This window comes from Sphingomonas adhaesiva (assembly GCF_002374855.1).
Taxonomy (GTDB): domain Bacteria; phylum Pseudomonadota; class Alphaproteobacteria; order Sphingomonadales; family Sphingomonadaceae; genus Sphingomonas; species Sphingomonas adhaesiva.
Genome location: NZ_NWVC01000001.1, coordinates 717,481 through 742,111, shown reverse-complemented (window position 1 = coordinate 742,111; position 24,631 = coordinate 717,481). Strand labels below are relative to the sequence as shown.

Below are 24,631 nucleotides of genomic sequence, written 5' to 3'. Positions count from 1 at the left end.
TCCAATGACCATCCGCACTCTTGCCGGCGCGGGCGTTTCCGCCCTCCTGGTCGCGTCCGTCGCGACGCTGTCGCTGAGCCATGGCGCCGCCCCCGCGGTGGCGACCGCGCGCGTCGATCCGAAGGACGCGAAGGCCGCTGCCGACTGCGCCGCCGATGCGCAGCGAATGCTGGCGAAGAAACAATGGGACAAGGCCGTGAAGCTGGCCGAGGAGGCCGTGGGGCTGAACGGCCAGGATGCGGGCTATCGCGCGCTGCTGGGCGCGGCGTACCTGCGCGCCGGGCGGTTCGCGTCGGCCGAGCAGGCGTATCACGACGTCATGACGCTGCAGCCCGACAACGGCCGCGCGGCGCTGAACCTGGCGCTGGCGCAGATCGGCACGGGCAAGTGGGACGAAGCGCGCGTGACGCTGGATAGCCATGCCGCGACGATCGCGCCCGCCGACCGCGGGCTGGCGATCGCGCTGGCGGGCGACCCGGCCGGGGCGGTCGAGGTGCTGACGGTCGCCGCGCGATCGGCGGAGGCGGATGCCAAGACGCGCCAGAACCTGGCGCTGGCCTATGCCATGGCGGGCCGCTGGGCGGACGCGCGCGCGTTGGTCAGCGTCGATCTGGATGCGGGCGCAGTCGATGCGCGGCTGGGCGAATGGGCCAGTTTCGTGCGGCCGCGGTCGGCATCCGACCAGGTCGCGTCGCTGCTGGGCGTTACCCCGGTGGTTGATCCGGGCCAGCCGGTCGCGCTGGCGCTGGCGGGTACGGTGCCGGTGACGACCGCGGAGAAGGTCGACGCGTTCATGCCGGGCCGCGCCGATCCGGCGGTGGAAGCCGCCGTCGTGGCCGATGCAGCGCAGCCCGAGGAGCCGGCGGTCGCGATGGTGCCGGCGGTGCCGGCCGCCCCGGCGCCCGCGCTGCCCGCGCCGGCCCGCGTGATCGCGGCGCAGCCCGCCGGGTACAAGATCGCTTCGGCACCGGCACCGCGCCGGACCGCCGCACCGGCGGCGGCGGTGCGGATGCCGGCGAAGGGCGACTGGTTCGTCCAGATCGGCGCGTACCAGAATGCCGCCGTCGCCAGGGACGGCTGGGGCCGCGCGGCGCGGCGCCTGCCGGTGCTGGCGCGGCTGAACCCCAATGGCGCGACCGCGACGGTCAAGGGCGCCAGCGTCTATCGCCTGTCGGTGGGCGGCTTCGCGCGGGGCGATGCGGTGACGCTGTGCCGCGGCCTGCGCGCGCGCGGCGCCCCGTGTTTCGTGCGCGGCGGCGTGGGCGAACAGATCGCCGCCTGGCACAAGAGCGCGGCGACGCGCACCGCCAAGGTGGCACCGCGGGCGAAGGGCGCGCAACTGGCGTCGCGCTAAGCGCGTCGGTCAGCCGGCGATCTCGCGTCCGCCCTTCCACATGCGCAGGACGCGGCCCTGCACCGGCAGCCCGTCGAAGGGCGTGTTGCCCGCTTGCCCCGGCAGATGATCCGACACGATCCGCCACGGCGCGTGCGGATCGACCAGGATGACGTCGCCCGGCATCCCCGGCGCCAGCGTGCCGGTGGCCAGCCCCAGCACCGCCGCGGGTGCGCGCGCCAGCAGGTCGAACAGCCGCGCCAGCGTGACGTGCCCGTCGCGCGCCAGCCCCAGCGCCAGCGCCAGCACCGTCGCGGCATCCGCCGATCCGGCGGTGGCATCGGCATAGGGCAGCCGCTTTTCTTCCGGTCCGCGCGGATCGTGGCCCGATGCGATCACGTCGATCGTCCCGTCCGCCAGCGCCGCCAGCGCGGCGCGCCGGTCCGCCTCGCTGCGCAGCGGGGGCGAGACATGCGCGAAGGTGCGAAAATCGCTCATCGCGATATCCGACAATAAAAGGTGCGCAGGCGTGATCCCGCAGGTGACGCGCACCCCGCGCGCCTTTGCCGCGCGCACCAGCGCGAAGCCGGCGGCGGTGGTCACGCAGCGCAGGTGCAGCCGCGCGCCGGTTTCCTCCGCCAGCATCAGGTCGCGCGCGATCGCCAGCGGCTCCGCCAGCGCGGGCGCGGCGGGCAGGCCCAGGCGGCTGGCGGTTTCCCCCTCGGTCGCGACGGCATCGGCCACCAGCCCGCCATCCTCGGCATGGCTGACGACCGCGATGTCGAGATCGCGGGCGTAGGACAGGACGCGGTGCATCACCCCCGAATCGGCGATCCAGCGCCGCCCGGTCCCCACCGCCGCCGCCCCGGCCGAACGGCAGATCGCCATTTCGGCCAGATCCGCGCCCTTCAGCCCGCGCGTCGCGGCGGCGATCGGGTGGATCCACAGGTCCGGTCGCCCGATCAGCGCCAGCCGCTGCACCGCGCCCGGCTCATCCAGCACCGGCGACTGATCGGGCATCGGCGCGACGCGGACGATCCCGCCTGCACGGCACGCCGCGCGGTCGATCGCGCCGACGCCCAGATCGACGATCCCCGGCGCCAGCAACCGGCCGCCGCAATCGACGACGGTCGCGCCGTCGGCCGCGATCTCGTCCACGATCACGCCGCCGCGGAACACCAGGTCGCCATCGCGCTCGCCCGCCGCCGGGCAGACGAGGCGCGCGTTCACGAAGTGCAGCGTGTCGCTCATGCCCAGCCCTCCACGCCGCGCGCGCGGCGGGTCAGCACGTCCAGGCACGCCATCCGCACCGCCACGCCCATCGCCACCTGCTCCGTGATCGCGGATTGTTCGACATGGTCGGCGACCGCCGAATCGATCTCCACCCCGCGGTTCATCGGGCCGGGGTGCATCACCAGCGCGCCGGGGGCGTAACGTTCCAGCCGGTCGAGCGTCAGCCCGTAGCGCAGATGGTATTCGCGCACCGAGGGCACGTAGCCGCCCGCCATCCGCTCGGTCTGCAGCCGCAGCATCATCACGACGTCGGCACCCTCCAGCGCGCGGTCGAAATCGGTGAAGGGGGTGACGCCGAACCGCTCGATCGCGGGGGGCATCAGCGTGGAGGGCGCACACACGCGCACCTCCGCCGCCAGCGCGGTCAGCGCCAGGATGTTCGAGCGCGCGACGCGGCTGTGCAGCAGGTCGCCGCAGATCACGACGCGCTTGTTCGCGATGCCACCCAGCCGGCGGCGGATCGTCAGCGCATCCAGCAGCGCCTGCGTCGGATGTTCGTGGCGCCCATCGCCGGCGTTGAGCACCGGGCAGTCGACCTTGTCCGCGATCAGCCGCACCGCGCCCGACGACATGTGGCGGATGACGATGACGTCGGCGCGCATGGCGTTGAGCGTCATCGCGGTGTCGATCAGCGTCTCGCCCTTCTTCACGCTCGACTGTGCGGCGTGCATGTTGACGACGTCGGCGCCCAGCCGCTTGCCCGCGATCTCGAAGCTCAACAGCGTGCGCGTGCTGTTTTCGAAGAAGGCGTTGATCTGCGTATAGCCCGCCAGCCGCTTGTCGGGGGCGGCATGGCCGCGATTGGCCTCCACCCATGTCTCCGCCTCGTCGAGGAGGAACATGATCTCGTGCGGCTGAAGCCCCTCGATCCCGGTCAGGTGGCGGTGCGGAAAGACCGCGCCTCCGGGGATGAGGGTGGCGGGGCGGTGATCCGAGCGTTGCATCGAGAGCGCCGGGTAGCGGCGCGCGGGGCCGGGGGCAAGGGCCGGGGCGGGGGCTGGGGCGGGACGGGGTCAGGCCAGGCGGGACGCGATCATCCTGCCGATGCCGGCAAAGGCCCGGTCGAACTGCTTTTCACGGGGAGTGCCGCCGCGCGTGTAGACGGCGATGACGATCGGCGTGTCGGGCGTCGGCCAGGCGACGGCGATGTCGCCCGCCATGTCGCGTCCGCTATGCCCGGTCTTGTTGCCGATGCGCCAGTCCTTGGGAAGGCCACCGCGAAGTCGCGGGTTGGTCTGGTTGCCGACAAGCCAGCGGGTCAGCAGCGCGCTGGACCGATCGGACAGTACGTCGCCCAGCACGACCTTCTCCAGCGTGGCGGCCATCGCCGCGGGCGTGGTCGAATCGTCCGGCCCGCCGGAGGGGACGCGATCCAGGGCGGGTTCGTAGTGATCGACGCGCGTCGTCGCGTCGCCGATCGAGCGCAGGAATGCCGTGAGGGCCGCGGGACCGCCCGATCGCGCCATCAGCATGTTGGCGCAGACGCCGTCGCTGATCTCGACCGCCGCCTTGCACATCGCCTCGACCGACATCGCGCCCCTGGCGAGGTTTTCCTTCGCGACCGGACCCCACATGTCGACCGTGTCGCGCGCGGAGTAGGCCACCAGCGCGTCCAATCTCTCTTCTCCGCGATCGACCCGTGCCAGTACGAAGGCGGCCAGCGATGCCTTGTACGAACTGCACATGATGAAGCGTTCGTCGGCACGCCAGGACAGCGTCTTCCCGGTGCGGACGTTTCGGGCGTAGACGCCGATCCGCCCCCCGGTCGCCCGTTCGTAGGCGGCAATCGGATCGCGCTCGTCCGCGCGCGCTACGGCGGGCCAGCAAGCGAGCGTCGGGATGGCGAGGGTTACGATACGACGCGTCCGATCCATCGGTCTGCCCCTTGTCGTTGGCGATGCGGAACGATCCTTAGCGGCTATGAGCGCGATGTACCATGCCGGCGCGAGGCCTCACCCCATCGCCAGCGCGTCGATCGCGGCTTGCAGGATCGTGGCCGCCGCGTGGTTGTCGATCCGGTCGGCGCGTTTGGCGCGGCTGATGTCCTGCTCGATCAGCGCGCGTTCGGCTGAGACGGTCGACCAGCGTTCGTCCCACAGCAGGATCGGATAGCCCGCCTCCACGCAATTGCGCGCGAAGGCGCGGATCGACTGGGTGCGCGGGCTGTCGGTGCCGTCGAGGTTGAGCGGCAGGCCGATCACCCAGCCGACGACCTGCTGCTGCACCGACAGCGCGACCAGCGCGTCGCGGTCCTTCGTGAACTTCGTGCGGCGGACCAACTGTGCGGGGCTGGCGAAGCTCCACCCGGCATCGCACAATGCGGTACCGATCGTCTTGGTGCCGACGTCCAGACCGAGCAGCCGACCGCCGGCGGGGAGCGCGGCGCGATAATCGGCGGCGGCGAGGGCGATCATCGCGTTGCCGCGGCGTAGCGGCGCCCGGCATCGGCGCGGACATTGGCCCAGAACAGGCTGTAGTCGTAGACGTGGTAGTTGTTGCCCGGCAGCGCATAGGGGCCGACGTCCGGTGCGTTGCCGATCAGCAGCAGCCCGCGCGAATCGCAACGCGCGGCCACCTGCCCGGGGCGCAGGTCGGCGGTGCTCATGTCGCTGTTGGGAAAGAGCGTGCCCAGGTTCGCGGCGGCGGGGGCGGTGGCGCCTTGCGTGCCGGTCAGCGGGTTGACGCACAGCATCGGCGTGCCGCGGCGCGGGCGACCGTCGAACCCGGTGCTGCGGTCGTAGACCTGCTGGATCAGCGTGGGGTCGGCGGGCTCGGCGAACGTCTGCCACGACAGGACGCAGCCGGCCTGATCGGGGGCGGTGCAGGCGGGCAGGCCCAGCGCGGCCAGATCGGTGGCGGTCGACACCGGCCAGCCGACGACATAGGCCGCGACGATCCGCCGCGCGAGCGCGGTGCCGGCGACGCGATCCTTCAGCAGGTGCGTCAGGTGCAGCGCGCCCTGGCTGTGGCCGGCCAGGATGATCGGGCGGGTCGGGCCGACCTCCTCCAGGAATTGGTCGAACGCCGCGGTGATATCGCCATAGGCCAGTTGCAGCGCCTGTTCGGCGGCGGCGCGATCGGTCAGGAAGGCGCCGAACGTCGCCTGACGATAGCGCGGCGCCCAGATCGCGCCGACGTCATTGAAGGCGCTGGCCTGCCCGCGCAGGAACAGCGCGGCGCGCGCGTTCGCTTCCTGATCGTCCAGCGGCGCGTTCCAGTGCGCGCGGTTGAGGTAGGAGGTCGGGTGGATGAAGAACACCGCCGCCCCGCCCGCGCTGCGGCGCGGCTGCTGGCCGGCGGGCGCCCATAGCGCGGGATTGCCCGGCAGGTCGGGGCGCGCCAGCCACATCGTGCGCGCGCGGTAATCGGCGGCGGACAGCGCGCGCTGCCCCTTGAACGATTCGCCGGGGACCATCGCCATGCGCATGATCTCCACCCCCCACAGGCGATAGGCGAAGGCGGCGGCGATCCCGAGCACGATCAGCCCCGCGACGACATAAAGGAATTTGCGGACCAACGTGCCATCACCATCCTTGCCCGGCGGCCCCGTGCCCCGGCGGCAATTGTGCGTGCCGTGCCCCAGCGCGCGCCGGGGCGCAACCGCACTTGCGCGCCGGCCGCGCGCAACGGTTGCATAGCCGCCCGTCGCGATGGTAGCGGCGCGCCATGTCCGTCACCATCGATACCGTCAGGCGCATCGCCGGCCTGGCCCGCATCGCCATCACCGAGGAGGAGGCCGCGCGCCTCGCGCCCGAACTGGGCAACATCCTGGGTTTCATCGAACAGCTGGGCGAGGTGGATACCGCCGGGGTCGCGCCGATGACCGCGGTGATCCCCAACCACCTGCGGCTGCGCGACGACGTCGTCACCGACGGCGGCATCCGCGACGCGGTGCTGGCCAACGCGCCCCAGGCCGAACACGGATTCTTCACGGTGCCCAAGGTGATCGAATAATGACCGAACTGACCGATCTGGGCATCGCCGCGATCCGCGACGGGGTGCGCGCGGGCGACTTTTCCGCGCGCGAGGTCGCCGAGGCGTTCGTCGCCGCCGTCGCCGCAGCGAAGCCGCTCAACGCCTTCCTGGTGGAAACCCCCGACCATGCATTGGCCGCCGCCGACGCCGCCGACGCCGCGCGCGCGGCGGGCGAGGCGCCCAAGGCGATGGCGGGCGTGCCGATCGGGATGAAGGACCTGTTCTGCACCAGGGGCGTGCCGAGCACCGCGGCCAGCCACATCCTGGAAGGCTTCACGCCGCAGTACGAATCGACCGTATCCCAGAAATTGTGGGACGCGGGCGCGGGGATGCTCGGCAAGCTGAACATGGACCAGTTCGCGATGGGATCGTCGAACGAGACGAGCCATTTCGGCAATGTCGTCAGCCCGTGGCGGCGCAGCGACGGCGGTAACGCCGATCTGGCGCCGGGCGGATCGTCGGGCGGATCGTCCGCCGCGGTCGCCGCGCGGATCGCGCCGGGGGCGACCGGGACCGACACCGGCGGGTCGATCCGCCAGCCCGCCGCCTTCACCGGGATCAGCGGGATCAAGCCGACCTATGGCCGCTGTTCGCGCTGGGGCGTGATCGCCTTCGCGTCCTCGCTGGACCAGGCCGGGCCGATGGCGCGCGACGTGCGCGACTGCGCGATCATGCTGGAGGCGATGGCCGGCTTCGACGCGAAGGACGCCACCAGCCTGGACGTCGCGGTGCCGCAGTGGGAGGCGGGGCTGAACCCGTCGCTGAAGGGCAAGCGCGTCGGCATCCCGAAGGAATATCGCGTCGACGGCATGCCGCCGGAGATCGAGGCGCTGTGGCAGCAGGGCATCGAATGGGTGCGCGACGCCGGCGCCGAGGTAGTCGAGGTATCGCTGCCGCATACCAAATACGCGCTGCCGGCCTATTACATCATCGCGCCGGCGGAGGCATCGTCCAACCTGGCGCGCTATGACGGCGTGCGTTACGGCCTGCGCGACCTGCCCGAGGGCGCGAACCTTCAGGAGATGTACGCCAGGACCCGCGCCGAGGGGTTCGGCGACGAGGTGAAGCGGCGCATCCTGATCGGCACCTATGTGCTGTCGGCGGGCTTCTACGATGCCTATTACACGCAGGCGCAGAAGGTGCGGGCGCTGATCGCGCAGGATTTCGACAGCGCATGGGAGCAGTGCGACGTGCTGCTGACCCCGACCGCGCCGTCGGCGGCCTTTGCATTGGGCGAGAAGAACGCCGATCCGATCGCGATGTACCTCAACGACGTGTTCACGGTGCCCTCGTCGCTGGCCGGCCTGCCCGCGATGAGCGTGCCGGGCGGCGTGGACGCCGGCGGGCTGCCGCTGGGGTTGCAGATCATCGGCAAGGCGCTGGACGAACAGGGCGTGCTGAACGCCGCGCTGGCGATCGAGCAGCGCGCCGGCTTCGTGGCGCGGCCGGGGCGGTGGTGGTAGACGTTCCGGCTGATTGGTGTTACCTCGGTAACACTGGAGGCATGCGATGAACGCTCCGCTCGACAAGCGCACCCGGACGAATATGACCAGCAAGGGCCAGGTCCTGATCCCGAAGGACGTGCGCGACCTGATCGGGTTGGTGCCCGGTCAGCCGGTCGAGGTGGGCATCAACGACCGCGGTGAGGCGGTGGTGGTGCCGCAGGGCGCGGCGAGCGAGACGCCGGAGCAGCGGCGCCGGCGATTGCTGGGCGTACTGGCGGAGATGCGGCGCGACCCGCTGTTCGATCGACCGTCGGCAGAGATCATGCGAGAGTTGCGCGGGGATGATCCGCTGCCGTGATCTTCCTCGATACGAACGTCATCATCGACCTGTTCAGCGACGGCCGTGGCGCGGAGGCGGCATGGTCGCTGGCGCGCTATGGTGACGCGGTCGCGGCTGGCGCGGTCGTTTGCAACCAGATCGTCCTTGCCGAGCTGGCAGGCCATGCGCCCGGCGTGTCCGCGCTGCGCGATCGCCTCGACCGGCTTGAGATCCGCATCATGAGCTTTGCCGACGATGCCGCCTTCAGCGCAGGGTCCGCGTTTCGCGAATATCGGCGACGCGGGGGCGCCAAGACGGCGATCCTGGCCGATTTCCTGATTGCGGGTCACGCCGCGGTGCTGGGCGCATCGCTGGTGACGCGCGATCGACAACTTGCCATCTACTTCCCCGACCTCACCCTCATCACACCCGAGACCCATCATGGCTGACGCATCCGCACCGTTCCGCATCAAGGGCGCCACCGGCGACTGGGAGGTCGTGATCGGCCTCGAGGTTCATGCGCAGGTGACGTCGAACGCGAAATTGTTCTCCGGCGCGGCGACCGCGTTCGGGGCGGAGCCGAATTCGCAGGTGTCGCTGGTCGACGCCGCGATGCCGGGGATGCTGCCGGTGCCCAACCGAGAATGCATCCGCCAGGCGGTGCGCACCGGCATGGCGATCGACGCGCAGATCAATAAGTGGTCGCGGTTCGACCGGAAGAACTATTTCTACGCCGATCTGCCGCAGGGTTACCAGATTTCCCAGCTGTATCATCCGCTTGTCGGCGAAGGTTCGATCGAGATCGAAGATGGCGAGACCGTCAAGACGATCGGCGTCGAGCGCATCCATGTCGAGCAGGACGCCGGCAAGCTGATGCACGACCAGCATCCGACGCGCTCCTATGTCGATCTCAACCGGTCGGGCGTCGCGCTGATGGAGATCGTCAGCCGGCCGGACATGCGTTCGCCCGCAGAAGCAGGGGCTTACCTCCGGAAGCTGAGAGCGATCCTGCGCTATGTCGGGTCGTGCGACGGCAATATGGAGGAAGGCTCGATGCGCGCCGACGTCAACGTCAGCGTGCGCAAGCCGGGCGAGGAATTCGGCACGCGCACCGAGACGAAGAACGTCAATTCGGTGCGCTTCGTGATGGCCGCGATCGAGCATGAAGCGAACCGCCAGGTCGACGTGCTGGAGGCGGGCGGGACGATCGTGCAGGAAACGCGGCTGTTCAACCCCGACACCGGCACCACGCGGTCGATGCGGTCGAAGGAAGATGCGCACGATTACCGCTACTTCCCCGACCCCGACCTGCTGCCGCTGGAACTGGACGAGGCGTTCCTGGCGGAATGCCGCGCCAGCCTGCCCGAACTGCCCGATGCCAAGCGCCAGCGGTACGAGGGGCTGGGGATTACGCCGTACAATGCCGAGGTGCTGACCGCGGAGGTCGAGAGCGCGCGCTGGTTCGACGCGCTGCTGGAGGCGGGCGCGAAGCCGGTCGCGGCGGCGAATTGGGTGACGAGCGAGCTGTTCGGCGCGCTCAACCGGCTGGGCAAGAGCATCGTCGACAGCCCGGTGACCCCGGCGCAGGCGGCCGAGCTGCTGGCGCTGGTGGCGGACGGCACGCTGTCCGGCAGCCTGGCCAAGCAGGTGTTCGAGGCGATGCTGGAAACCGGTGACGCGCCGGGCAGGATCGTCGAGGAGCGCGGGCTGAAGCAGACCAGCGACACCGGCGCGATCGAGGCGGTGATCGCCGAGGTGCTGGCGAAGAACCCCGGCCAGCTGGAACAGTATCGCGGCGGCAAGGTGGCGCTGTTCGGCTTCTTCGTCGGCCAGACGATGAAGGCGATGGGCGGCAAGGCGAACCCCGCGGTGGTCAACGAATTGTTGAAAAAGGCGCTGGACTAGCGCCGGCGGCGCCCCCTAGTTTTCCGGCGGGGAAACGGGACGGGGGCGTCTTACCATGCGGGTTATTCTGGTCGCGGCAGCGGCGCTGCTGGCGTGCGCGACGTCGGCCGGCGCGCAGGAAAAGCGCGCGGTGCGGCAGGGGTTCGAACTGGCCGCGGGCAGCGGCAAGACGATCCTGCTGTTCCGCCCGACCGTCAGCGTCGGCGCACAATCCACCGGCGGCATGTTCGAGCCGAACGCCGACTGGACCGACAAGGCGCGTGCGAACATCGACGCCGCGCTGGTCGAGCGGCAGGCGCTGCTGGGCAACAAGGTGATCGCCGCGCCCGAAAGCTTCGGCGAGGATGCGCAGCGGGTCGAGGAATATTCGCGGCTGTTCGCGGCGGTATCGCAGGCGGTGATCGAATATCAGTTCTTCCTGGGCAACCGGTTGCCGACCAAGAAGCGCGACAACAAGGCGGGCGTGTTCGACTGGTCGCTGGGCGAGGGGGTGCGCGACCTGCCGGGGGCGAAGGACGCCGATTACGCGCTCTTCCTGTACAACAAGGATGCGTACGGCTCGACCGGACGCAAGCTGTTGCAGATCGCGGCGCTGCTGGGGCCGGGGATCGCGGTAAAATCCGGCGAACACGCCGGTTACGCCGGGCTGGTCGACCTGCGGACGGGTGACGTGCTGTGGCTCAACGCCGACGGGGCGATGGGCGGCGACGTGCGCGACCCGGACGGTGCGAAGAAGCGTGTCGGCCAGTTGCTGGAGGAATTTCCCGGCAGCGCGCCGGTGCCGGTCGTGGCGGCGCCGGTTCCCGCCAAGTGAACGCCGCGCTGATGGCGCTCGCGCTCGTGGCGGCGGGCGCGACGAAGCCCGCGCCGCCGCCGCCGCCCTATGCCGGCGTCTACCAGCCGCAGGGCGTCGACGAGATCGGGCTGTGGCGCGAGGACGACGAGCGCGAGGCCCGGCTGGCGCATTCGCCGCTGGTGATCCACGACGAGGCGCTGACCGGCTACGTCCGCCGCGTGCTGTGCGCCGCGGTGGGCGAGGACCGGTGCAAGGCGACGCGGTTGTATGTGATGCGCGTGCCGGCGTTCAACGCCAACATGTCGCCCAACGGGACGATGCAGGTCTATAGCGGGCTGTTGCTGCGCGTGCGGTCGGAATCCGAGCTGGCGGCGGTGCTGGGGCACGAATTCGGGCATTTCGAGAAGCGCCACTCGCTCAACCATTTCAAGGCGCGCCGTAGCGGTACCGACATGCTCAGCTGGGCGGCGGTGCTGCTGTCGATGGGCGGGCCGCAGGGCGCGCGCAGCTTCAACGATATGCAGATGTCGGTGCTGGGCAGCCTGTATCGTTACGGGCGCGACCAGGAGCGCGAGGCCGATCTGGTCGGGCTGGGCTATCTCAACGGTAGCGGCATGCGCCCCGGCGCGGCGTCGCGCGTGTGGCGCACGCTGATCCAGGAGCGGGAGGCATCGGCGGCGGCGCGGGGGCTGCGCAAGCCCGATTTCGAGCGGGTCGCGTTCTTCGCCTCGCATCCGCCCGATGGCGAGCGGGCGGATTACCTGTATGCGCTGGCCGCGCCCGACGGCGAGACGCGCGACGAGGGGACCGAGCGCTATACCGCCGCGATCGCGCCGTGGCTGCCGCAGTTCCTGGACGACCAGATCAAGCTGAACGACTTCGGGGCGAGCGATTTCATCATCACCCATCTGGCGGAAGGCGGCTGGACCGCGCCGCTGTGGCGGGCGCGCGGCGACCTGTTCCGCGGACGCGGGCAGCCGCGCGACCTGATGAACGCGGCCGATTTCTACGCCAAGGCGGTCGCGCTCGACCCGCAACTGGCGGAGGCGCAGCGCGGGTTGGGGCTGTCGCTGGTGAAGACCGGGCGCACCGCCGAAGGTGCCGCCGCCCTGCGCCGCTATCTCGACCTGACACCGGGCGCCGCCGACGCCGCGATGATCGGCATGATCCTGTCCACGACCGGAGAGACGAAATGACGATGGTGAACCGCATGATCGCCGCGACGCTGGCGGCGGCGCTGACGGTCGCTTCACCCGCGGCGTGGGCGCACAGTTACCGCGAGAAAGGCGTCGCCGCGCCGATCGCGGACACGGCGTTGACCGTCACCCCGGCGCGCGACTGGAACCGGCTGTCGGGCAAGCCGGGCAAGGTCGCCGAAACCTGGACGCTGGATGGCGAGCAGCTGAACGACGTCACCTTCTATGCCGGGGTCGTGCCGGGCGAGCCGCTGCTGCGCGAGCGCAACCGCAAGCGCGCACCGCTGCCGAAGTTCACGACCGCGACGCTGCTGGCGGAGATACCGGAGCTGCTGGAGGGGACGTATCGGGCGTTCAAGGGGATCGGGACGTTTGCGGTGACGTCGTCGCAGCCCGGCCGGTTCCTCGACCATGACGCGGTGACGTTCGCCTATGACTATCTCGACGCCGACCAGCTGCCGCGGCGTGGAGAAGCGGTGGCAACGATCGTCGACAAGCGGTTGTATATGGTGACGTTCGACGCGCCGCGGCTGCATTATTTCGGCAGGGGCGTGGCGGATTACCGTGCGCTGGTGGCCGCAACGCGGCTGGCGGCGGCGCCCGCGCCCGGCCAGGGCGGCGGGCGGTAGCGGCGGGGCGGCGCGGGACCGCCCCGCATGCGTCATTGCTGGGTCAGGTCCTGGTTCTTCACCTCGCCGCCGGTGCCGCCGTTGCCGTCGAACTCGCCGGTCCTGGTGAAGCGTGCCGATTCCTCACCGCCCTCGCCGCGGGCGACCGCGTCGCTGCGTGCCTCGACCGCCTGCTGGATATCGGGGCGCGGATCGTCGCGGTTGGGGGTGACGTCGATCGTCTTCGTGTCGGCCATGCTGGCGCTCCTGTCAGATGCTGGGATTGGCCGGGGCGGGATCGCCCGCCGGGGTGCCGGGGGAGGGCACGTCGACGTCGGGCGCCGGCGGATTGATCTCCGGCGGGGGGGCGTCGGGCTGCGCCGGCGGGGTCGGCTGGGGCACGTCGGCGGGGATGCCGGGATTGGTCGCCATGGGGGTTCTCCTTCGTCGCGGATCAACGCTTCGCCCCGCGCCGGGTTGCCCGCTTGCCCAGCGGCCCGCCGCAGTATAGAGGCCGCCGACCGGCGGTGTCCGATCAAGCGGGCGTGGCGGAACTGGTAGACGCGCTGGATTTAGGTTCCAGTATCGCAAGATGTGGGGGTTCGAGTCCCTTCGCCCGCACCAGTCCCCGCGCCTTGCGGGGTGGCCACCACTCACGAAATTCAAGACGAAAGCGGCCTAGATGCAGACTGTCGAGACGTTGAACGAGGGGCTGAAGCGCGCCTACACCCTCACCATCCCCGCCAGCGCGATCGAGGCGCGGGTGGATGCCGAGATCAAGCGCGTCGCGCCGCAGATGCGGATGCCCGGTTTCCGCCCCGGCAAGGTGCCCGCCAACCTGGTGCGCAAGATGCACGGCGACGCCATGCTGCAGGAGGCGCTGAACACCTCGATCCAGGACGGTATCCAGTCGCTGATCGCCGACAAGCAGCTGCGTCCCGCGGTGCAGCCGTCGGTCGAGCTGGTCGAGGGCTATGCCCCCGGCAAGGACGCCGAGCTGAAGGTCGAGCTGGAGGTGCTGCCGCAGGTGCCGGCGCCGGCGATCGACAACCTGAAGCTGGAGCGGCTGACCGTGCCGGTCGATGACGCGGCGGTCGATGCGCAGCTGCAGAAGTTCGCCGACCAGCAGAAGCGCTGGGACGATGCCGGCGACAAGGCGGCCGAGACGGGCGACCTGGTGACGGTCGATTTCGTCGGCAAGACGATGGATGGCGTCGCGTTCGACGGCGGCACCGGCACCGACATGGCCGTGGAGATCGGCGCGGGCCGGCTGATCCCGGGCTTCGAGGACCAGGTGGTCGGCGCCAAGGCGGGCGAGGAGCGCCAGATCAAGGTGACCTTCCCGGCCGATTACGGCGCGAAGGAACTGGCCGGCAAGGACGCCACGTTCGACCTGACGATCAAGTCGGTGAAGACCGCCGGCGAGAGCGTGATCGACGAGGAACTGGCGACGTCGCTGGGGCTGGAGAGCCTGGACCAGCTCAAGGGCCTGCTGAAGGGGCAGATCGAGCAGGAGCACAACGGGCTGACGCGCACCTACATGAAGCGCAAGCTGTTGGACCAGCTGGCCGAGGGGCATGACTTCGACGTGCCGCCGTCGATGGTCGAGGCCGAGTTCAGCCAGATCTGGCAGCAGCTTCAGCACGAAGCCACGCACGAGCCGGATCCGGAAGCGGCGCTGAAGGAAATGGAAGCCGAGCGCGAGGATTATCGCAAGATCGCCGAGCGCCGCGTGCGCCTGGGCCTGCTTTTGTCCGAGATCGGCCAGGCGAACGGCGTCGAGGTTAGCCAGCAGGAAATGCAGCGGCTGCTGATGCAGGCGGCGCAGCAGTACGGCCCGGAGGACCGCCAGCGGTTCATCCAGTACGTCCAGCAGGACCCGATGGCCGCCGCCCAGCTGCGCGCGCCGCTGTATGAGGACAAGGTCGTCGACTTCCTGTTCGACAAGGCCGAGGTGACCGACCGCGAGACCACCCGCGAGGAGCTGGAAGCCGCGATCGAGAGCGAGGACGGCTTCGCGACCGGCACGCACCACCACGACCACGACAACCACAAGCCCAAGCAGACCAAGGCCAAGAAGGCGGCGGCGAGCGACAAGGCCGACGCGGCCGAGGGCGACGCCCCGGCCAAGCCCGCCAAGAAGGCGGCGGCGAAGAAGCCGGCGGCCAAGGGTGAGGACGCCGCGGTCGAGCCGACCGAGGCGGACGCCGCCCCGGCCAAGAAGCCGCGCGCCAAGAAGGCCGCGGCCCCGGCCGAGGGCGAGGCTGCCCCGGCGGCGGAGGCTGCCCCGGCGAAGAAGCCGCGCGCCAAGAAGGCGGCGGGCGGCGACGCCGAGTAACAGGCTAGGCGGCACGCGGCGCCCGGCATATGACGGGCGCCGGGCCGAAGACGACGGCGGCGGGATCGGGCATCGGCCCGGTCCCGCCGTCCGTGTAAGGGGGATGCGGACAGATGACGCCTGAGCCGTCGCGACGCGCGACCTTCCCCCCGATGCGCGCGCTGGCGCCGCTGGCGGTGGCGATATCCCCCCTGCTGGCGGCGGCGACGATCGTGAGCGGCGCGCGCGGCGCGATCGGCAACGACGAACGCGGGCAGCTGGCGCAGATCGCCGCCGACCGCGTCAACGACTGGCATTCGCCGCTGATGACCCGTGCGTGGCAGGCGCTGATCGCGACCGGGCTGGGCGAGGGCGCGTTGTTCGTGCTGGCGGCGCTGACCTATTGGGGGGCGTTCGCGCTGATCGCGTGGGCGCTGGTGCGGCGCGGGGCGGTGATCGCGGCGCTGGCGGTGCCGGCGATCGGGGCGCTGGTGCTGGCGGTGCTGGTCGACAGCCTGGTGACGAAGGATGCGTTGCTGGCGGCGGCGCTGCTGCTGGGCGCGGGGCTGTTGCTGGCGGGCGGCGACACGCGGATGCGGCGCGGCGCGGCGGTGCTGGCGACGGCGGCGTTCGTGGCGGGCGTGCTGATGCGGCACAACGGCGCGTTCGCGCTGGGGCCGCTGCTGATCCTGGCATGGCGGCCGCGGTGGATCGAGCGTGCGGGCGTGACGATCGTCGTCAGCGTGCTGATCGCGGCGCTGGCGATCCCGGTGGCGGGCCTGGTCAACCGGCGCGTGCTGGATGCCGCGCCCGCCGGTGCGATCGAATCGCTGCGGCTGTTCGACCTGGCGGGGATCGCCGCGCAGGAAGGGACGACCGCACCGTTCGGCCCCGGCACGCGGGTGACGATGCGCGATGTCGCGCGCTGCTACACCCCGGTGATGTGGGATACGATGGCGCCATGGGGGCGCTGCCCGTGGTTTTCGGCCAAGGCGGGCGTGCCGATCCACGACCAGCTGGAGCTGGCGCGCGGCACGCCGCCGTCGCCCGCGTCGCTGGACGCGGCATGGCGGCGCGCGCTGCTGGCCTATCCGGGCGGCTATCTGGCGCACCGTGCCGAGCATGCCAATGCCGAGCTGCTGCTGTTCGTGTCGATCAAGCCGCGCAACGGCATCGGCCCGGCGATGCCGGACCCGGCGCCGCCGCGCGAATCGGCGGCCAAGGCGCTGGTGCGCTATACCGCGGGGGTGGTGCTGATCCCGGCGATGTTCGTCGCGATCGGCGTCGTCGCGTGGATCGTCGCGCTGGCGGCGCTGCGCCGGGGCAATGGCGAATGGGGCAGCGGCGGGGGCGGCCGGGGCGAGCGGTGGCCGGTGCGCGTCGCGGCGGCGCTGGCGGCGTCCGGGCTCGGCTATGCCGCGTCGTTCGTGGTGGTGGGCGTGGCGACCGCGCCGCGCTATTTCGCCTATCCGGCGGCGACCGCGCTGCTGGCGGTGGTGCTGCTGCTGGCCGATCCGGGCGTGCGGCGGCTGTGGCGGGTGCGGCGCGACCTGGCGGCGTTGACGCTGTTGTTGCCGGCGGCGGTGATGATGGTGGCGGAGGCGGGGCGACTGACGGTAACGGTCCCGCAACCGCTGCCGGTGCAGCCGGCATCGTGACGAACATGGGAAACGATTGATGGAACCGCAGAGCGGACTGCGCGTGGCGGTGATCCTGCCGTGCTATAACGAGGCGGCGGCGATCGCGCAGACGGTGGCGAGCTTTCGCGCCGCGCTGCCCGATGCGGCGATCTACGTCTATGACAACAACAGCCGCGACGACACGGTCGGGGTGGCGCGCGCGGCGGGCGCGATCGTGCGGACCGAGCGGATCCAGGGCAAGGGCGCGGTGGTGCGCCGGATGTTCGCCGATGTCGACGCCGACGTCTATGTCATGGCCGACGGCGATGCCACCTATGACGCGGCCAGCGCGCCGGCGATGGTCGCGCGGCTGGTCGACGAGCAGCTGGACATGATCGTCGGCACGCGCATCGGCGAGGCGGCGGCCGCGTACCGCCGCGGGCACCGGTTCGGCAATGCGATGCTGACGGGGATGCTGGCGCAGCTGTTCGGGCGCAGTTTCACCGATATCCTGAGCGGTTATCGCGTATTCTCGCGACGGTTCGTGAAGAGTTTCCCGGTGCTGTCGGTCGGGTTCGAGATCGAGACCGAGATCAGCGTCCACGCGCTGGAGCTGAAGATGCCGCTGGGCGAGGTGGAGACGCCGTATTTCGCGCGGCCCGACGGGTCCGAATCGAAGCTGAGCACGTATCGCGACGGCTGGCGCATCCTGCGCACGATCGCGATGCTGTACCGGATCGAGCGGCCGCTGTGGTTCTTCGGCGCGATCGGCACCGTGCTGGCGCTGCTGGCGGTGGTGCTGGCGGTGCCGCTGGCGATCACCTACATGAACACCGGGCTGGTGCCGCGCGTGCCGACCGCGATCCTGGTGACGGGGCTGATGATCCTGGCCGCGCTCAACGGTTTTGCAGGACTCATCCTGGATACGGTGGTGCGCGGGCGGCGGGAGGTGCGGCGGCTGGCGTATCTGTCGCATCCCGCGCCGACGCGCGGCGGGGCTTGAACTGCCGACGGCGAGCGCCGATGTTGGCGGCGCGGGCCACGATTTTCCTCAGGGCATAAGAGAGCTTTTTACATGCACAATCCGTTCGAGACCGGCGATTTCGCAGGGGCGCTGGCGCGTGCCGGCGTCGGTATGCAGCAGACCCAGGCCGGGCTGGTGCCGATCGTCATCGAACAGTCGAATCGCGGCGAGCGCAGCTTCGACATCTTCAGCCGCCTGCTGCGCGAGCGGATCGTGTTCGTGACCGGCGGGGTGGAGGACGGCATGGCCAGCCTCATTACCGCGCAGTTGTTGTTCCTGGAATCGGAGAACCCGAAGAAGGACATCTTCATGTACATCAACTCGCCGGGCGGGGTCGTCACGGCGGGCATGGCGATCCATGACACGATGCAGTACATCCGCCCGCGCGTCGGCACGGTGTGCATCGGGCAGGCCGCGTCGATGGGTAGCTTCCTGCTGGCATCGGGCGAGCCGGGGATGCGCGTGGCGCTGACCAATGCGCGGATCATGATCCACCAGCCGTCGGGCGGGGCGCAGGGCATGGCCAGCGACATCGAGATCCAGGCGCGCGAGATCCTGCGCATCCGCCATTCGCTGAACCAGCTGTACGCCAAGTATACTGGCCAGCCGCTGGAGGAGATCGAAAAGGCGATGGATCGCGACAAGTTCATGTCATCGGACGAGGCCAAGGCGTTCGGCCTGATCGACGAGGTGTTCGACAAGCGGCCCGTCCCCGCCGACGAAACGCAGCCGTCGGCATAATCTTAATCGCTTTCGGGCATTGCCGGAAGCATCGGGGCCGGGTTAGCATGTCCGGCCCCGCCACACCGGGCCAGACATACCGCGGCATCGCGGGAAGGATGATTGAATGACGAAGCTCTCCGGCGGCGACTCCAAGAGCACCCTCTACTGCTCGTTCTGCGGCAAGTCGCAGCACGAGGTGCGCAAGCTGATCGCCGGTCCGACGGTCTTCATCTGCGACGAGTGCGTGGAGCTGTGCAACGACATCATCCGCGAGGAGACGAAGTCGGCGCTGGTCGCGAAGAAGGACGGCGGCGTGCCCACGCCGCAGGAGATCTGCGACGTGCTGGACGATTACGTCATCGGCCAGAAGCAGGCCAAGCGCGTCCTGTCGGTGGCGGTGCACAACCACTACAAGCGGCTGAACCACGGCGCCAAGGGCGCCGACGTCGAACTGGCCAAGAGCAACATCCTGCTGGTCGGCCCGACGGGCTGCGGCAAGACGCTGCTGGCGCAGACGCTCGCCCGTATCCTGGACGTGCCGTTCACGATGGCGGACGCGACGACGCTGACCGAGGCGGGTTACGTCGGCGAGGATGTGGAGAACATCATCCTCAAGCTGTTGCAGGCATCCGACTATAACGTCGAGCGGGCGCAGCGCGGCATCGTGTACATCGACGAGATCGACAAGATCAGCCGCAAGGCGGAGAATCCGTCGATCACCCGCGACGTATCGGGCGAGGGCGTGCAGCAGGCGCTGCTGAAGCTGATGGAGGGCACCACCGCCAGCGTGCCGCCGCAGGGCGGGCGCAAGCATCCGCAGCAGGAATTCCTGCAGGTCGACACGACGAACATCCTGTTCATCTGCGGCGGTGCGTTCAGCGGCCTGGAAAAGATCATCGGCGACCGGTTGCAGGGCAAGTCGATCGGCTTCGGCGCCTATGTCGCCAGCCCCGAGGAGAAGCGCACCGGCGAGGTGCTGCGCCAGACCGAGCCGGAGGATCTGCTGAAGTTCGGGCTGATCCCTGAATTCGTCGGCCGTCTGCCGGTGATCGCGACGCTGGAGGACCTGGACGTGCCCGCGCTCGTCAAGATCCTGGCCGAGCCGAAGAACGCGCTGGTCAAGCAGTACCAGAAGCTGTTCGAGATGGAGGAAGTGAAGCTGGGGTTCACCGACGACGCGTTGACTACGGTCGCCAAGAAGGCGATCGAGCGCAAGACCGGTGCGCGCGGGCTTCGCTCGATCCTGGAGGGCATCCTGCTCGACACGATGTTCGACCTGCCGGGGATGGACGGCGTCGACGAGGTGATGATTGACAAGGACGTGGTCGACGGCCGCAAGGAGCCGGTGCGCGTCTATGCCGACAAGAAGAAGGCCGGCGAGGTCGCCTGACGCGACCGCGACGGTGATGTAGAACGGGATCGGGCGTCGTCGCATCATGCGGCGGCGCCCGTTCTTCGTGGGGGAGGGGATGGGCATGACGACGATCCGCGATGCGACCGCCGATGACGCGCCCGCGGTGGCGCGGACGCTGGCGCGCGCCTTCGCCACCGATCCGGCGATGAGCTACATCTTCCCCGATCCCGCGCGGCGCGCGAAGGGATTGCCGGGGCTGTTCGCGCAATTGTTCGCGCAGGACAGCGACGGGATGCGGCTGGTCAGCGCGGATGCCGACGCCGCGACATTGTGGCGGCGACCGGGGCGGCCCGAGGCGCCGATCTGGTCGACCGCGGCGCGCGCGGTGCCGCTGCTCGCCGCATTGGGGCCGGCGGTGGGCCGCGCATTGCGGCTGAGCGGGGCGATCGCGGATCACTTTCCGGTCGAGCCGTTCTGGTACCTGCACGTCGCGGGCGTCGACCCGGCGCAGCAGGGCAAGGGGCTGGGCGGCGCGTCGATCCGCGCCGGGCTGGCACGTGCCGATGCGTCGGGCGTGCCCTGCTATCTGGAGACCGCGACCGAGAAGAACCTGGGGCTGTACGGCGCGCTGGGGTTCGAGCTGATCGGCGACTGGCGCGTGCCGGGCGGCGGGCCGCGATTCTGGTCGATGCGCCGCCCGGTCGCGGCGGGGCGCTGATACAGGTTTCGTTACGCGCGCGGATCGTCGCGGCGCGTCGTGCATTGGTGGGGAAAGGAGCCCGCGCCACAGCATGACGATCAGCGAAGAATCCCTGCCGCCGCCTTCCACCCGCCGTGCGCTGCTGGGGCGGCTGCCGCTGCCGCTGTGGACGCTGGCGCTGCCCGCGGCGGGGATGCTGGCGGTGCTGACCTCGCTCTACAAACTTGGGACGGTCGGGACGGTGGCGGCGTCGCTGATCCTGATCGGGTGCGTGCTGGCGGCGGTCCACCATGCGGAGGTGGTCGCGCATCGCGTCGGCGAGCCGTTCGGCACGCTGGTGCTGGCGATCGCGGTGACGGTGATCGAGGTGTCGCTGATCGTGTCGCTGATGCTGAGCGACGCGGGCGACGCCTCCGCGCTGGCGCGCGACACGGTGTTCGCGGCGATCATGATCATCCTGAACGGGATCATCGGCATCTGTCTGATGGCGGGCGGGCTGCGGCACCGCGAGCAGCGTTTCTCGCTGCGCGGGGTCAGCGCGGCGCTGTGCACGCTGGCGGCGATGGCGGTGCTGACGCTGGTGCTGCCCAGCTATACCTCCACCACGCCCGGCCCCTTCTACTCCACGTCGCAGCTGGGGCTGGTCGCGGTGGTCAGCCTGTTCCTGTACGGCATGTTCGTGATGGTGCAGACGGTGCGCCACCGCGATTACTTCCTGCCGCAGACCGACGATGTCGAGGATCACGCGCCGATGCCGTCGCGGCAGACGACGATGGCCGCGTTCGGCGTGCTGCTGGTGGCGCTGGTCGCGGTGGTGATGCTGGCCAAGGCGCTGTCGGCGACGGTCGAGCGGGCGGTGCTGGACGCCGGGCTGCCGCTGGCGATCGTCGGCGTGGTGATCGCGGCGCTGGTGCTGGCGCCGGAGAGCCTGGCCGCCTATCGCGCGGCGAAGCGCAACCGCATCCAGACCAGCCTGAACCTGGCGCTGGGATCGGCGCTGGCGACGATCGGGCTGACCATCCCGGCGGTCGCGATCGTCAGCCTGGTGCTGGAACTGCCGCTGGCGCTGGGGATCGGGCCGATGAAGCTGATCCTGCTGGCGCTGTCGCTGTTCGTCGCGACGATTTCGCTGGGCAACGGGCGCACGACGGTGATGCAGGGCGCGGTGCATCTGGTGATCTTTGCGGTCTATCTGTTCACCACGGTCGTGCCCTGACCGGCGTGGAGCCGGGAGGCGAGCAGCAGCCCCGCCGCGATCTGCACCAGCGCATAGGCGCGGCGCCGCGCGGGCCGGCCGACGAACGGGCGGACGGTGCGTTCCGCGCCCAGCGCGCGATCCTGCCACAGCGCGACGTGGCGGCGCGGCTGGACCAGCCCGGCCACGCCGTCGCCGATCATGAACATCGCCGCCATCTCGGCGGCGCGGGCCAGTGCGATAGGGGTCATGACGTCATCCTTGCCACATGAGCGTGGCACGAACGCATCGCCAGCGCACAAGTGGCACGATGCGATGCGCGCGCGCGATTGATGCGGGGGCGAAACGCACCATATAGTGGAGGATCGCCGCGTCGTTCGTGCGGCACCGGAGTATTCATGACGACCACTCTTCCCGTTCTTCCGCTTCGCGATATCGTCGTCTTCCCGCACATGATCGTGCCGCTGTTCGTCGGACGCGACAAATCGGTCGCCGCGCTGGAAGCGGCGATGGGCGCGGACAAGGAAATCTTCCTCGTCGCGCAGCTGGACCCCGCCGAGGACGATCCGGCGCGTGACGACCTGTACACGATGGGCGTCACCGCCACCGTGCTTCAGCTGCTGAAGCTGCCCGACGGCACCGTGCGCGTGCTGGTGGAGGGCAAGGTGCGCGCCACGCTGGAGACGCTGGAGGAGGCAGGCGACCACCTGGTCGCCGAGGTCGCGCCGCTGGAGGACGCCGAGGTGTCGGGCACCGAGGCGGCGGCGCTGATGCGCTCCGTCGTCAGCCAGTTCGAGAATTACGCCAAGCTCAACCGCAAGCTGCCCGCCGAGCTGACCGCGCAGCTGGCCGAGATCGACGTCGCCGCGCGGCTCGCCGATACGGTCGCGGGCAACATCCAGGTCAAGGTCGCCGAGAAGCAGGCGCTGTTGATGGAGGCCGATCCGCTCAAGCGGCTGGAGATGGCCTATGCGCTGATGGAAGGCGAGCTGGGCGTCCTGCAGGTCGAGAAGAAGATCAAGAGCCGCGTCAAGCGCCAGATGGAGAAGACGCAGCGCGAATATTACCTCAACGAACAACTAAAGGCGATCCAGCGCGAGCTGGGCAACGAGGGCGAGGAAGGCGAGGGCGACGAGATCGCCGAGCTGACCCAGAAGATCGCCACGCTGAAGCTGTCCAAGGAGGCGCGCAGCAAGGCGACCGCCGAGCTGAAGAAGCTGAAGACCATGGCGCCGATGAGCGCCGAGGCGACGGTGGTGCGCAACTATCTCGACGTGCTGCTGGGCCTGCCGTGGGGCAAGCGCAGCAAGATCAAGAAGGACATCCCCGCCGCCGAGGCGATCCTGAACGAGGATCACTATGCGCTCGACAAGGTCAAGGACCGGATCGTCGAATATCTGGCGGTACAGGCGCGCACCAACAAGCTGAAGGGGCCGATCCTGTGCCTGGTCGGGCCGCCGGGCGTCGGCAAGACGTCGCTCGGCAAGTCGATCGCCAAGGCGACGGGGCGCGAGTTCATCCGCCAGTCGCTGGGCGGGGTGCGCGACGAGGCGGAAATCCGCGGGCACCGGCGCACCTATATCGGATCGCTGCCGGGCAAGATCGTCACCAACCTGAAGAAGGCAGGGGCGTCCAACCCGCTGTTCCTGCTCGACGAGATCGACAAGCTGGGGCAGGATTTCCGCGGTGACCCGGCATCGGCGCTGCTGGAGGTGCTGGACCCCGAGCAGAATGCGAAGTTCAACGACCATTACCTGGAGATCGACATCGATCTGTCGGACGTGATGTTCGTGTGCACCGCCAACACGCTGAACCTGCCGCAGCCGCTGCTGGACCGGATGGAGATCATCCGGCTGGAGGGCTATACCGAGGACGAGAAGGTCGAGATCGCCGAGCGGCACCTGATCGCCAAGCAGATCGAGGCGCACGGGCTGAAGGCGGGCGAGTTCACGCTGACGCAGGAGGGTCTGCGCGCGCTGATCCAGCGGTACACGCGCGAGGCGGGCGTGCGCACGCTGGAGCGGGAGATCGCGAAGCTGGCACGCAAGGCGCTGCGCCAGATCCTGGAAGGCAAGGTGGAAAGCGTGACGATCACGCCCGACAATCTGGCCGATTTCGCGGGCGTTCAGAAGTTCCGCCACGGCCTGTCGGAGACCGAGGACCAGATCGGCGCGGTGACCGGGCTGGCGTGGACCGAAGTGGGCGGCGAATTGCTGACCATCGAGAGCGTCACCGTGCCGGGCAAGGGCGCGGCGAAGGTGACCGGCAAGCTGGGCGACGTGATGAAGGAATCGGTGCAGGCCGCCTTCAGCTTCGTTCAGGCGCGCGCGCCGTCGTTCGGGATCAAGCCCAGCCTGTTCCACCGCAAGGACATCCACATCCACCTTCCCGAGGGCGCGGTGCCGAAGGACGGGCCGTCGGCGGGCATCGGGCTGGTGACGTCGATCGTGTCGACGCTGACGGGCATTCCGGTGCGCAAGGAAGTGGCGATGACCGGCGAGGTGACGCTGCGCGGACGGGTGCTGCCGATCGGCGGACTGAAGGAGAAGCTGCTCGCGGCGCTGCGCGGCGGGATCGAGACGGTGCTGATCCCGAAGGAGAATGAGAAGGATCTGGTGGAGATCCCGCAGAACATCCGCGACGGGCTGACCATCGTGCCGGTGGCGCATGTCGACGAGGTGCTGAAACTGGCGCTGACCCGGCCGCTCGAATCGATCGTGTGGACCGAGGCGGACGAGCTGGCGGCGCTGCCGCCCGCGCCGATCGCGCCGGCGGGGGGCGAACTGCATCACTGATCGGCCCGCACACGATTGTCAGCGGAACGTCACC

General features: G+C 69.9%; 25 protein-coding genes and 1 tRNA gene. 18 read left to right on the top strand and 8 right to left on the bottom strand.

Translation table 11 applies throughout. The annotated features are described in order from the left end of the window. The first annotated feature begins 4 nt into the window (after window positions 1–4). Window positions 5–1,354 (top strand): SPOR domain-containing protein, encoded by a 1,350-nt coding sequence (locus COA07_RS03595; protein ID WP_245841979.1) that lies wholly within the window; start codon window positions 5–7, stop codon window positions 1,352–1,354. A gap of 9 nt (window positions 1,355–1,363) precedes the next feature. Here the strand turns inward: COA07_RS03595 and COA07_RS03590 are convergent, their stop codons facing one another. The 5 genes from COA07_RS03590 to COA07_RS03570 all read right to left on the bottom strand — a co-directional run bounded on the left by COA07_RS03590 (window position 1,364) and on the right by COA07_RS03570 (window position 6,143). Then, window positions 1,364–2,584 carry a dihydroorotase gene (locus COA07_RS03590; protein ID WP_066710838.1) on the bottom strand — a complete coding sequence of 407 codons (1,221 nt, stop codon included), beginning with the start codon at window positions 2,582–2,584 and terminating at the stop codon, window positions 1,364–1,366. Next, complete coding sequence (locus COA07_RS03585; protein ID WP_066710804.1) at window positions 2,581–3,570, bottom strand: aspartate carbamoyltransferase catalytic subunit; 990 nt, start codon at window positions 3,568–3,570, stop codon at window positions 2,581–2,583. Before COA07_RS03585 ends, COA07_RS03590 begins: the two co-directional genes overlap by 4 nt. Window positions 3,571–3,639: 69 nt before the next feature. Beyond that, complete coding sequence (gene bla, locus COA07_RS03580) at window positions 3,640–4,500, bottom strand: class A beta-lactamase (RefSeq protein ID WP_066710807.1); 861 nt, start codon at window positions 4,498–4,500, stop codon at window positions 3,640–3,642. A 78-nt stretch (window positions 4,501–4,578) separates the two neighbouring features. Next, window positions 4,579–5,040 carry a Holliday junction resolvase RuvX gene (gene ruvX / locus COA07_RS03575; protein ID WP_066710809.1) on the bottom strand — a complete coding sequence of 154 codons (462 nt, stop codon included), beginning with the start codon at window positions 5,038–5,040 and terminating at the stop codon, window positions 4,579–4,581. Next, complete coding sequence (locus tag COA07_RS03570) at window positions 5,037–6,143, bottom strand: DUF3089 domain-containing protein (RefSeq protein WP_066710812.1); 1,107 nt, start codon at window positions 6,141–6,143, stop codon at window positions 5,037–5,039. Before COA07_RS03570 ends, ruvX begins: the two co-directional genes overlap by 4 nt. A 149-nt stretch (window positions 6,144–6,292) precedes the next feature. On the opposite strand from COA07_RS03570, the gene gatC reads away from it, so the two are divergent. Genes gatC through COA07_RS03530 form a run of 8 tightly spaced genes read left to right on the top strand, consistent with a single transcriptional unit; the run spans window position 6,293 to window position 12,891 of the window. Then, window positions 6,293–6,580: an Asp-tRNA(Asn)/Glu-tRNA(Gln) amidotransferase subunit GatC gene (gene gatC, locus COA07_RS03565; RefSeq protein WP_066710815.1), complete on the top strand. Its 288-nt coding sequence runs from the start codon at window positions 6,293–6,295 to the stop codon at window positions 6,578–6,580. Continuing rightward, entirely contained in the window at window positions 6,580–8,064 is a 1,485-nt protein-coding gene (gene gatA / locus COA07_RS03560; RefSeq protein WP_066710819.1) for an Asp-tRNA(Asn)/Glu-tRNA(Gln) amidotransferase subunit GatA, read from the top strand. The genes gatC and gatA overlap by 1 nt, the downstream gene beginning before the upstream one ends. 46 nt (window positions 8,065–8,110) lie before the next feature. Next, window positions 8,111–8,404 (top strand): AbrB/MazE/SpoVT family DNA-binding domain-containing protein, encoded by a 294-nt coding sequence (locus COA07_RS03555; RefSeq protein ID WP_066710822.1) that lies wholly within the window; start codon window positions 8,111–8,113, stop codon window positions 8,402–8,404. After that, window positions 8,401–8,814, top strand: coding sequence for a type II toxin-antitoxin system VapC family toxin (locus COA07_RS03550; protein ID WP_066710825.1), 414 nt, complete (start codon window positions 8,401–8,403; stop codon window positions 8,812–8,814). The genes COA07_RS03555 and COA07_RS03550 overlap by 4 nt, the downstream gene beginning before the upstream one ends. Beyond that, window positions 8,807–10,270 (top strand): Asp-tRNA(Asn)/Glu-tRNA(Gln) amidotransferase subunit GatB, encoded by a 1,464-nt coding sequence (gatB, locus tag COA07_RS03545; RefSeq protein WP_066710828.1) that lies wholly within the window; start codon window positions 8,807–8,809, stop codon window positions 10,268–10,270. The genes COA07_RS03550 and gatB overlap by 8 nt, the downstream gene beginning before the upstream one ends. Before the next feature lie 55 nt (window positions 10,271–10,325). Beyond that, the gene (locus COA07_RS03540) at window positions 10,326–11,084 is read left to right on the top strand and encodes a hypothetical protein (RefSeq protein ID WP_066710832.1); all 759 of its coding nucleotides are present in this window, start codon (window positions 10,326–10,328) and stop codon (window positions 11,082–11,084) included. An 11-nt stretch (window positions 11,085–11,095) separates the two neighbouring features. Continuing rightward, entirely contained in the window at window positions 11,096–12,262 is a 1,167-nt protein-coding gene (locus tag COA07_RS03535) for a M48 family metallopeptidase (RefSeq protein WP_066710841.1), read from the top strand. Further along, on the top strand, window positions 12,259–12,891 hold the full coding sequence (locus COA07_RS03530) for a hypothetical protein (protein WP_066710835.1): 633 nt from the start codon (window positions 12,259–12,261) through the stop codon (window positions 12,889–12,891). The genes COA07_RS03535 and COA07_RS03530 overlap by 4 nt, the downstream gene beginning before the upstream one ends. A 32-nt stretch (window positions 12,892–12,923) precedes the next feature. Here COA07_RS03530 and COA07_RS03525 read toward each other — a convergent pair whose 3' ends face one another. Further along, a complete protein-coding gene (locus COA07_RS03525; RefSeq protein WP_066713063.1) occupies window positions 12,924–13,127 on the bottom strand; it encodes a hypothetical protein in 204 nt (67 codons plus the stop codon). Between the two features lie 13 nt (window positions 13,128–13,140). Beyond that, window positions 13,141–13,302, bottom strand: a complete 162-nt coding sequence (locus tag COA07_RS18180) for a hypothetical protein (protein ID WP_169803590.1) — start codon at window positions 13,300–13,302, stop codon at window positions 13,141–13,143. A 107-nt stretch (window positions 13,303–13,409) separates the two neighbouring features. Here COA07_RS18180 and COA07_RS03520 point away from each other — a divergent pair. The 8 genes from COA07_RS03520 (at window position 13,410) to COA07_RS03485 (ending at window position 21,823) form a co-directional block, all read left to right on the top strand. Then, window positions 13,410–13,494 (top strand) — tRNA-Leu (locus tag COA07_RS03520). 58 nt (window positions 13,495–13,552) lie between these two features. Next, the gene (gene tig, locus COA07_RS03515; protein WP_066713071.1) at window positions 13,553–15,208 is read left to right on the top strand and encodes a trigger factor; all 1,656 of its coding nucleotides are present in this window, start codon (window positions 13,553–13,555) and stop codon (window positions 15,206–15,208) included. A 113-nt stretch (window positions 15,209–15,321) separates the two neighbouring features. After that, window positions 15,322–16,845 (top strand): hypothetical protein, encoded by a 1,524-nt coding sequence (locus COA07_RS03510; RefSeq protein ID WP_141396467.1) that lies wholly within the window; start codon window positions 15,322–15,324, stop codon window positions 16,843–16,845. A gap of 19 nt (window positions 16,846–16,864) precedes the next feature. Further along, a complete protein-coding gene (locus COA07_RS03505) occupies window positions 16,865–17,809 on the top strand; it encodes a glycosyltransferase family 2 protein (protein WP_066709825.1) in 945 nt (314 codons plus the stop codon). Between the two features lie 72 nt (window positions 17,810–17,881). Beyond that, the gene (locus COA07_RS03500) at window positions 17,882–18,571 is read left to right on the top strand and encodes an ATP-dependent Clp protease proteolytic subunit (RefSeq protein ID WP_066709822.1); all 690 of its coding nucleotides are present in this window, start codon (window positions 17,882–17,884) and stop codon (window positions 18,569–18,571) included. 106 nt (window positions 18,572–18,677) lie between these two features. After that, the gene (clpX, locus tag COA07_RS03495) at window positions 18,678–19,943 is read left to right on the top strand and encodes an ATP-dependent Clp protease ATP-binding subunit ClpX (RefSeq protein WP_066487877.1); all 1,266 of its coding nucleotides are present in this window, start codon (window positions 18,678–18,680) and stop codon (window positions 19,941–19,943) included. An 85-nt stretch (window positions 19,944–20,028) separates the two neighbouring features. Then, window positions 20,029–20,625 carry a GNAT family N-acetyltransferase gene (locus COA07_RS03490; protein WP_066709832.1) on the top strand — a complete coding sequence of 199 codons (597 nt, stop codon included), beginning with the start codon at window positions 20,029–20,031 and terminating at the stop codon, window positions 20,623–20,625. A gap of 73 nt (window positions 20,626–20,698) precedes the next feature. Next, window positions 20,699–21,823 carry a calcium:cation antiporter gene (locus COA07_RS03485; RefSeq protein ID WP_066709819.1) on the top strand — a complete coding sequence of 375 codons (1,125 nt, stop codon included), beginning with the start codon at window positions 20,699–20,701 and terminating at the stop codon, window positions 21,821–21,823. Here the strand turns inward: COA07_RS03485 and COA07_RS03480 are convergent. Continuing rightward, complete coding sequence (locus COA07_RS03480) at window positions 21,796–22,053, bottom strand: hypothetical protein (RefSeq protein ID WP_066709816.1); 258 nt, start codon at window positions 22,051–22,053, stop codon at window positions 21,796–21,798. The two genes, COA07_RS03485 and COA07_RS03480, sit on opposite strands and share 28 nt — an antisense overlap. 147 nt (window positions 22,054–22,200) lie before the next feature. Between COA07_RS03480 and lon the strand changes: the two genes are divergently transcribed. Further along, a complete protein-coding gene (lon, locus tag COA07_RS03475; RefSeq protein WP_066709813.1) occupies window positions 22,201–24,597 on the top strand; it encodes an endopeptidase La in 2,397 nt (798 codons plus the stop codon). The last annotated feature ends 34 nt before the right edge of the window (window positions 24,598–24,631 follow it).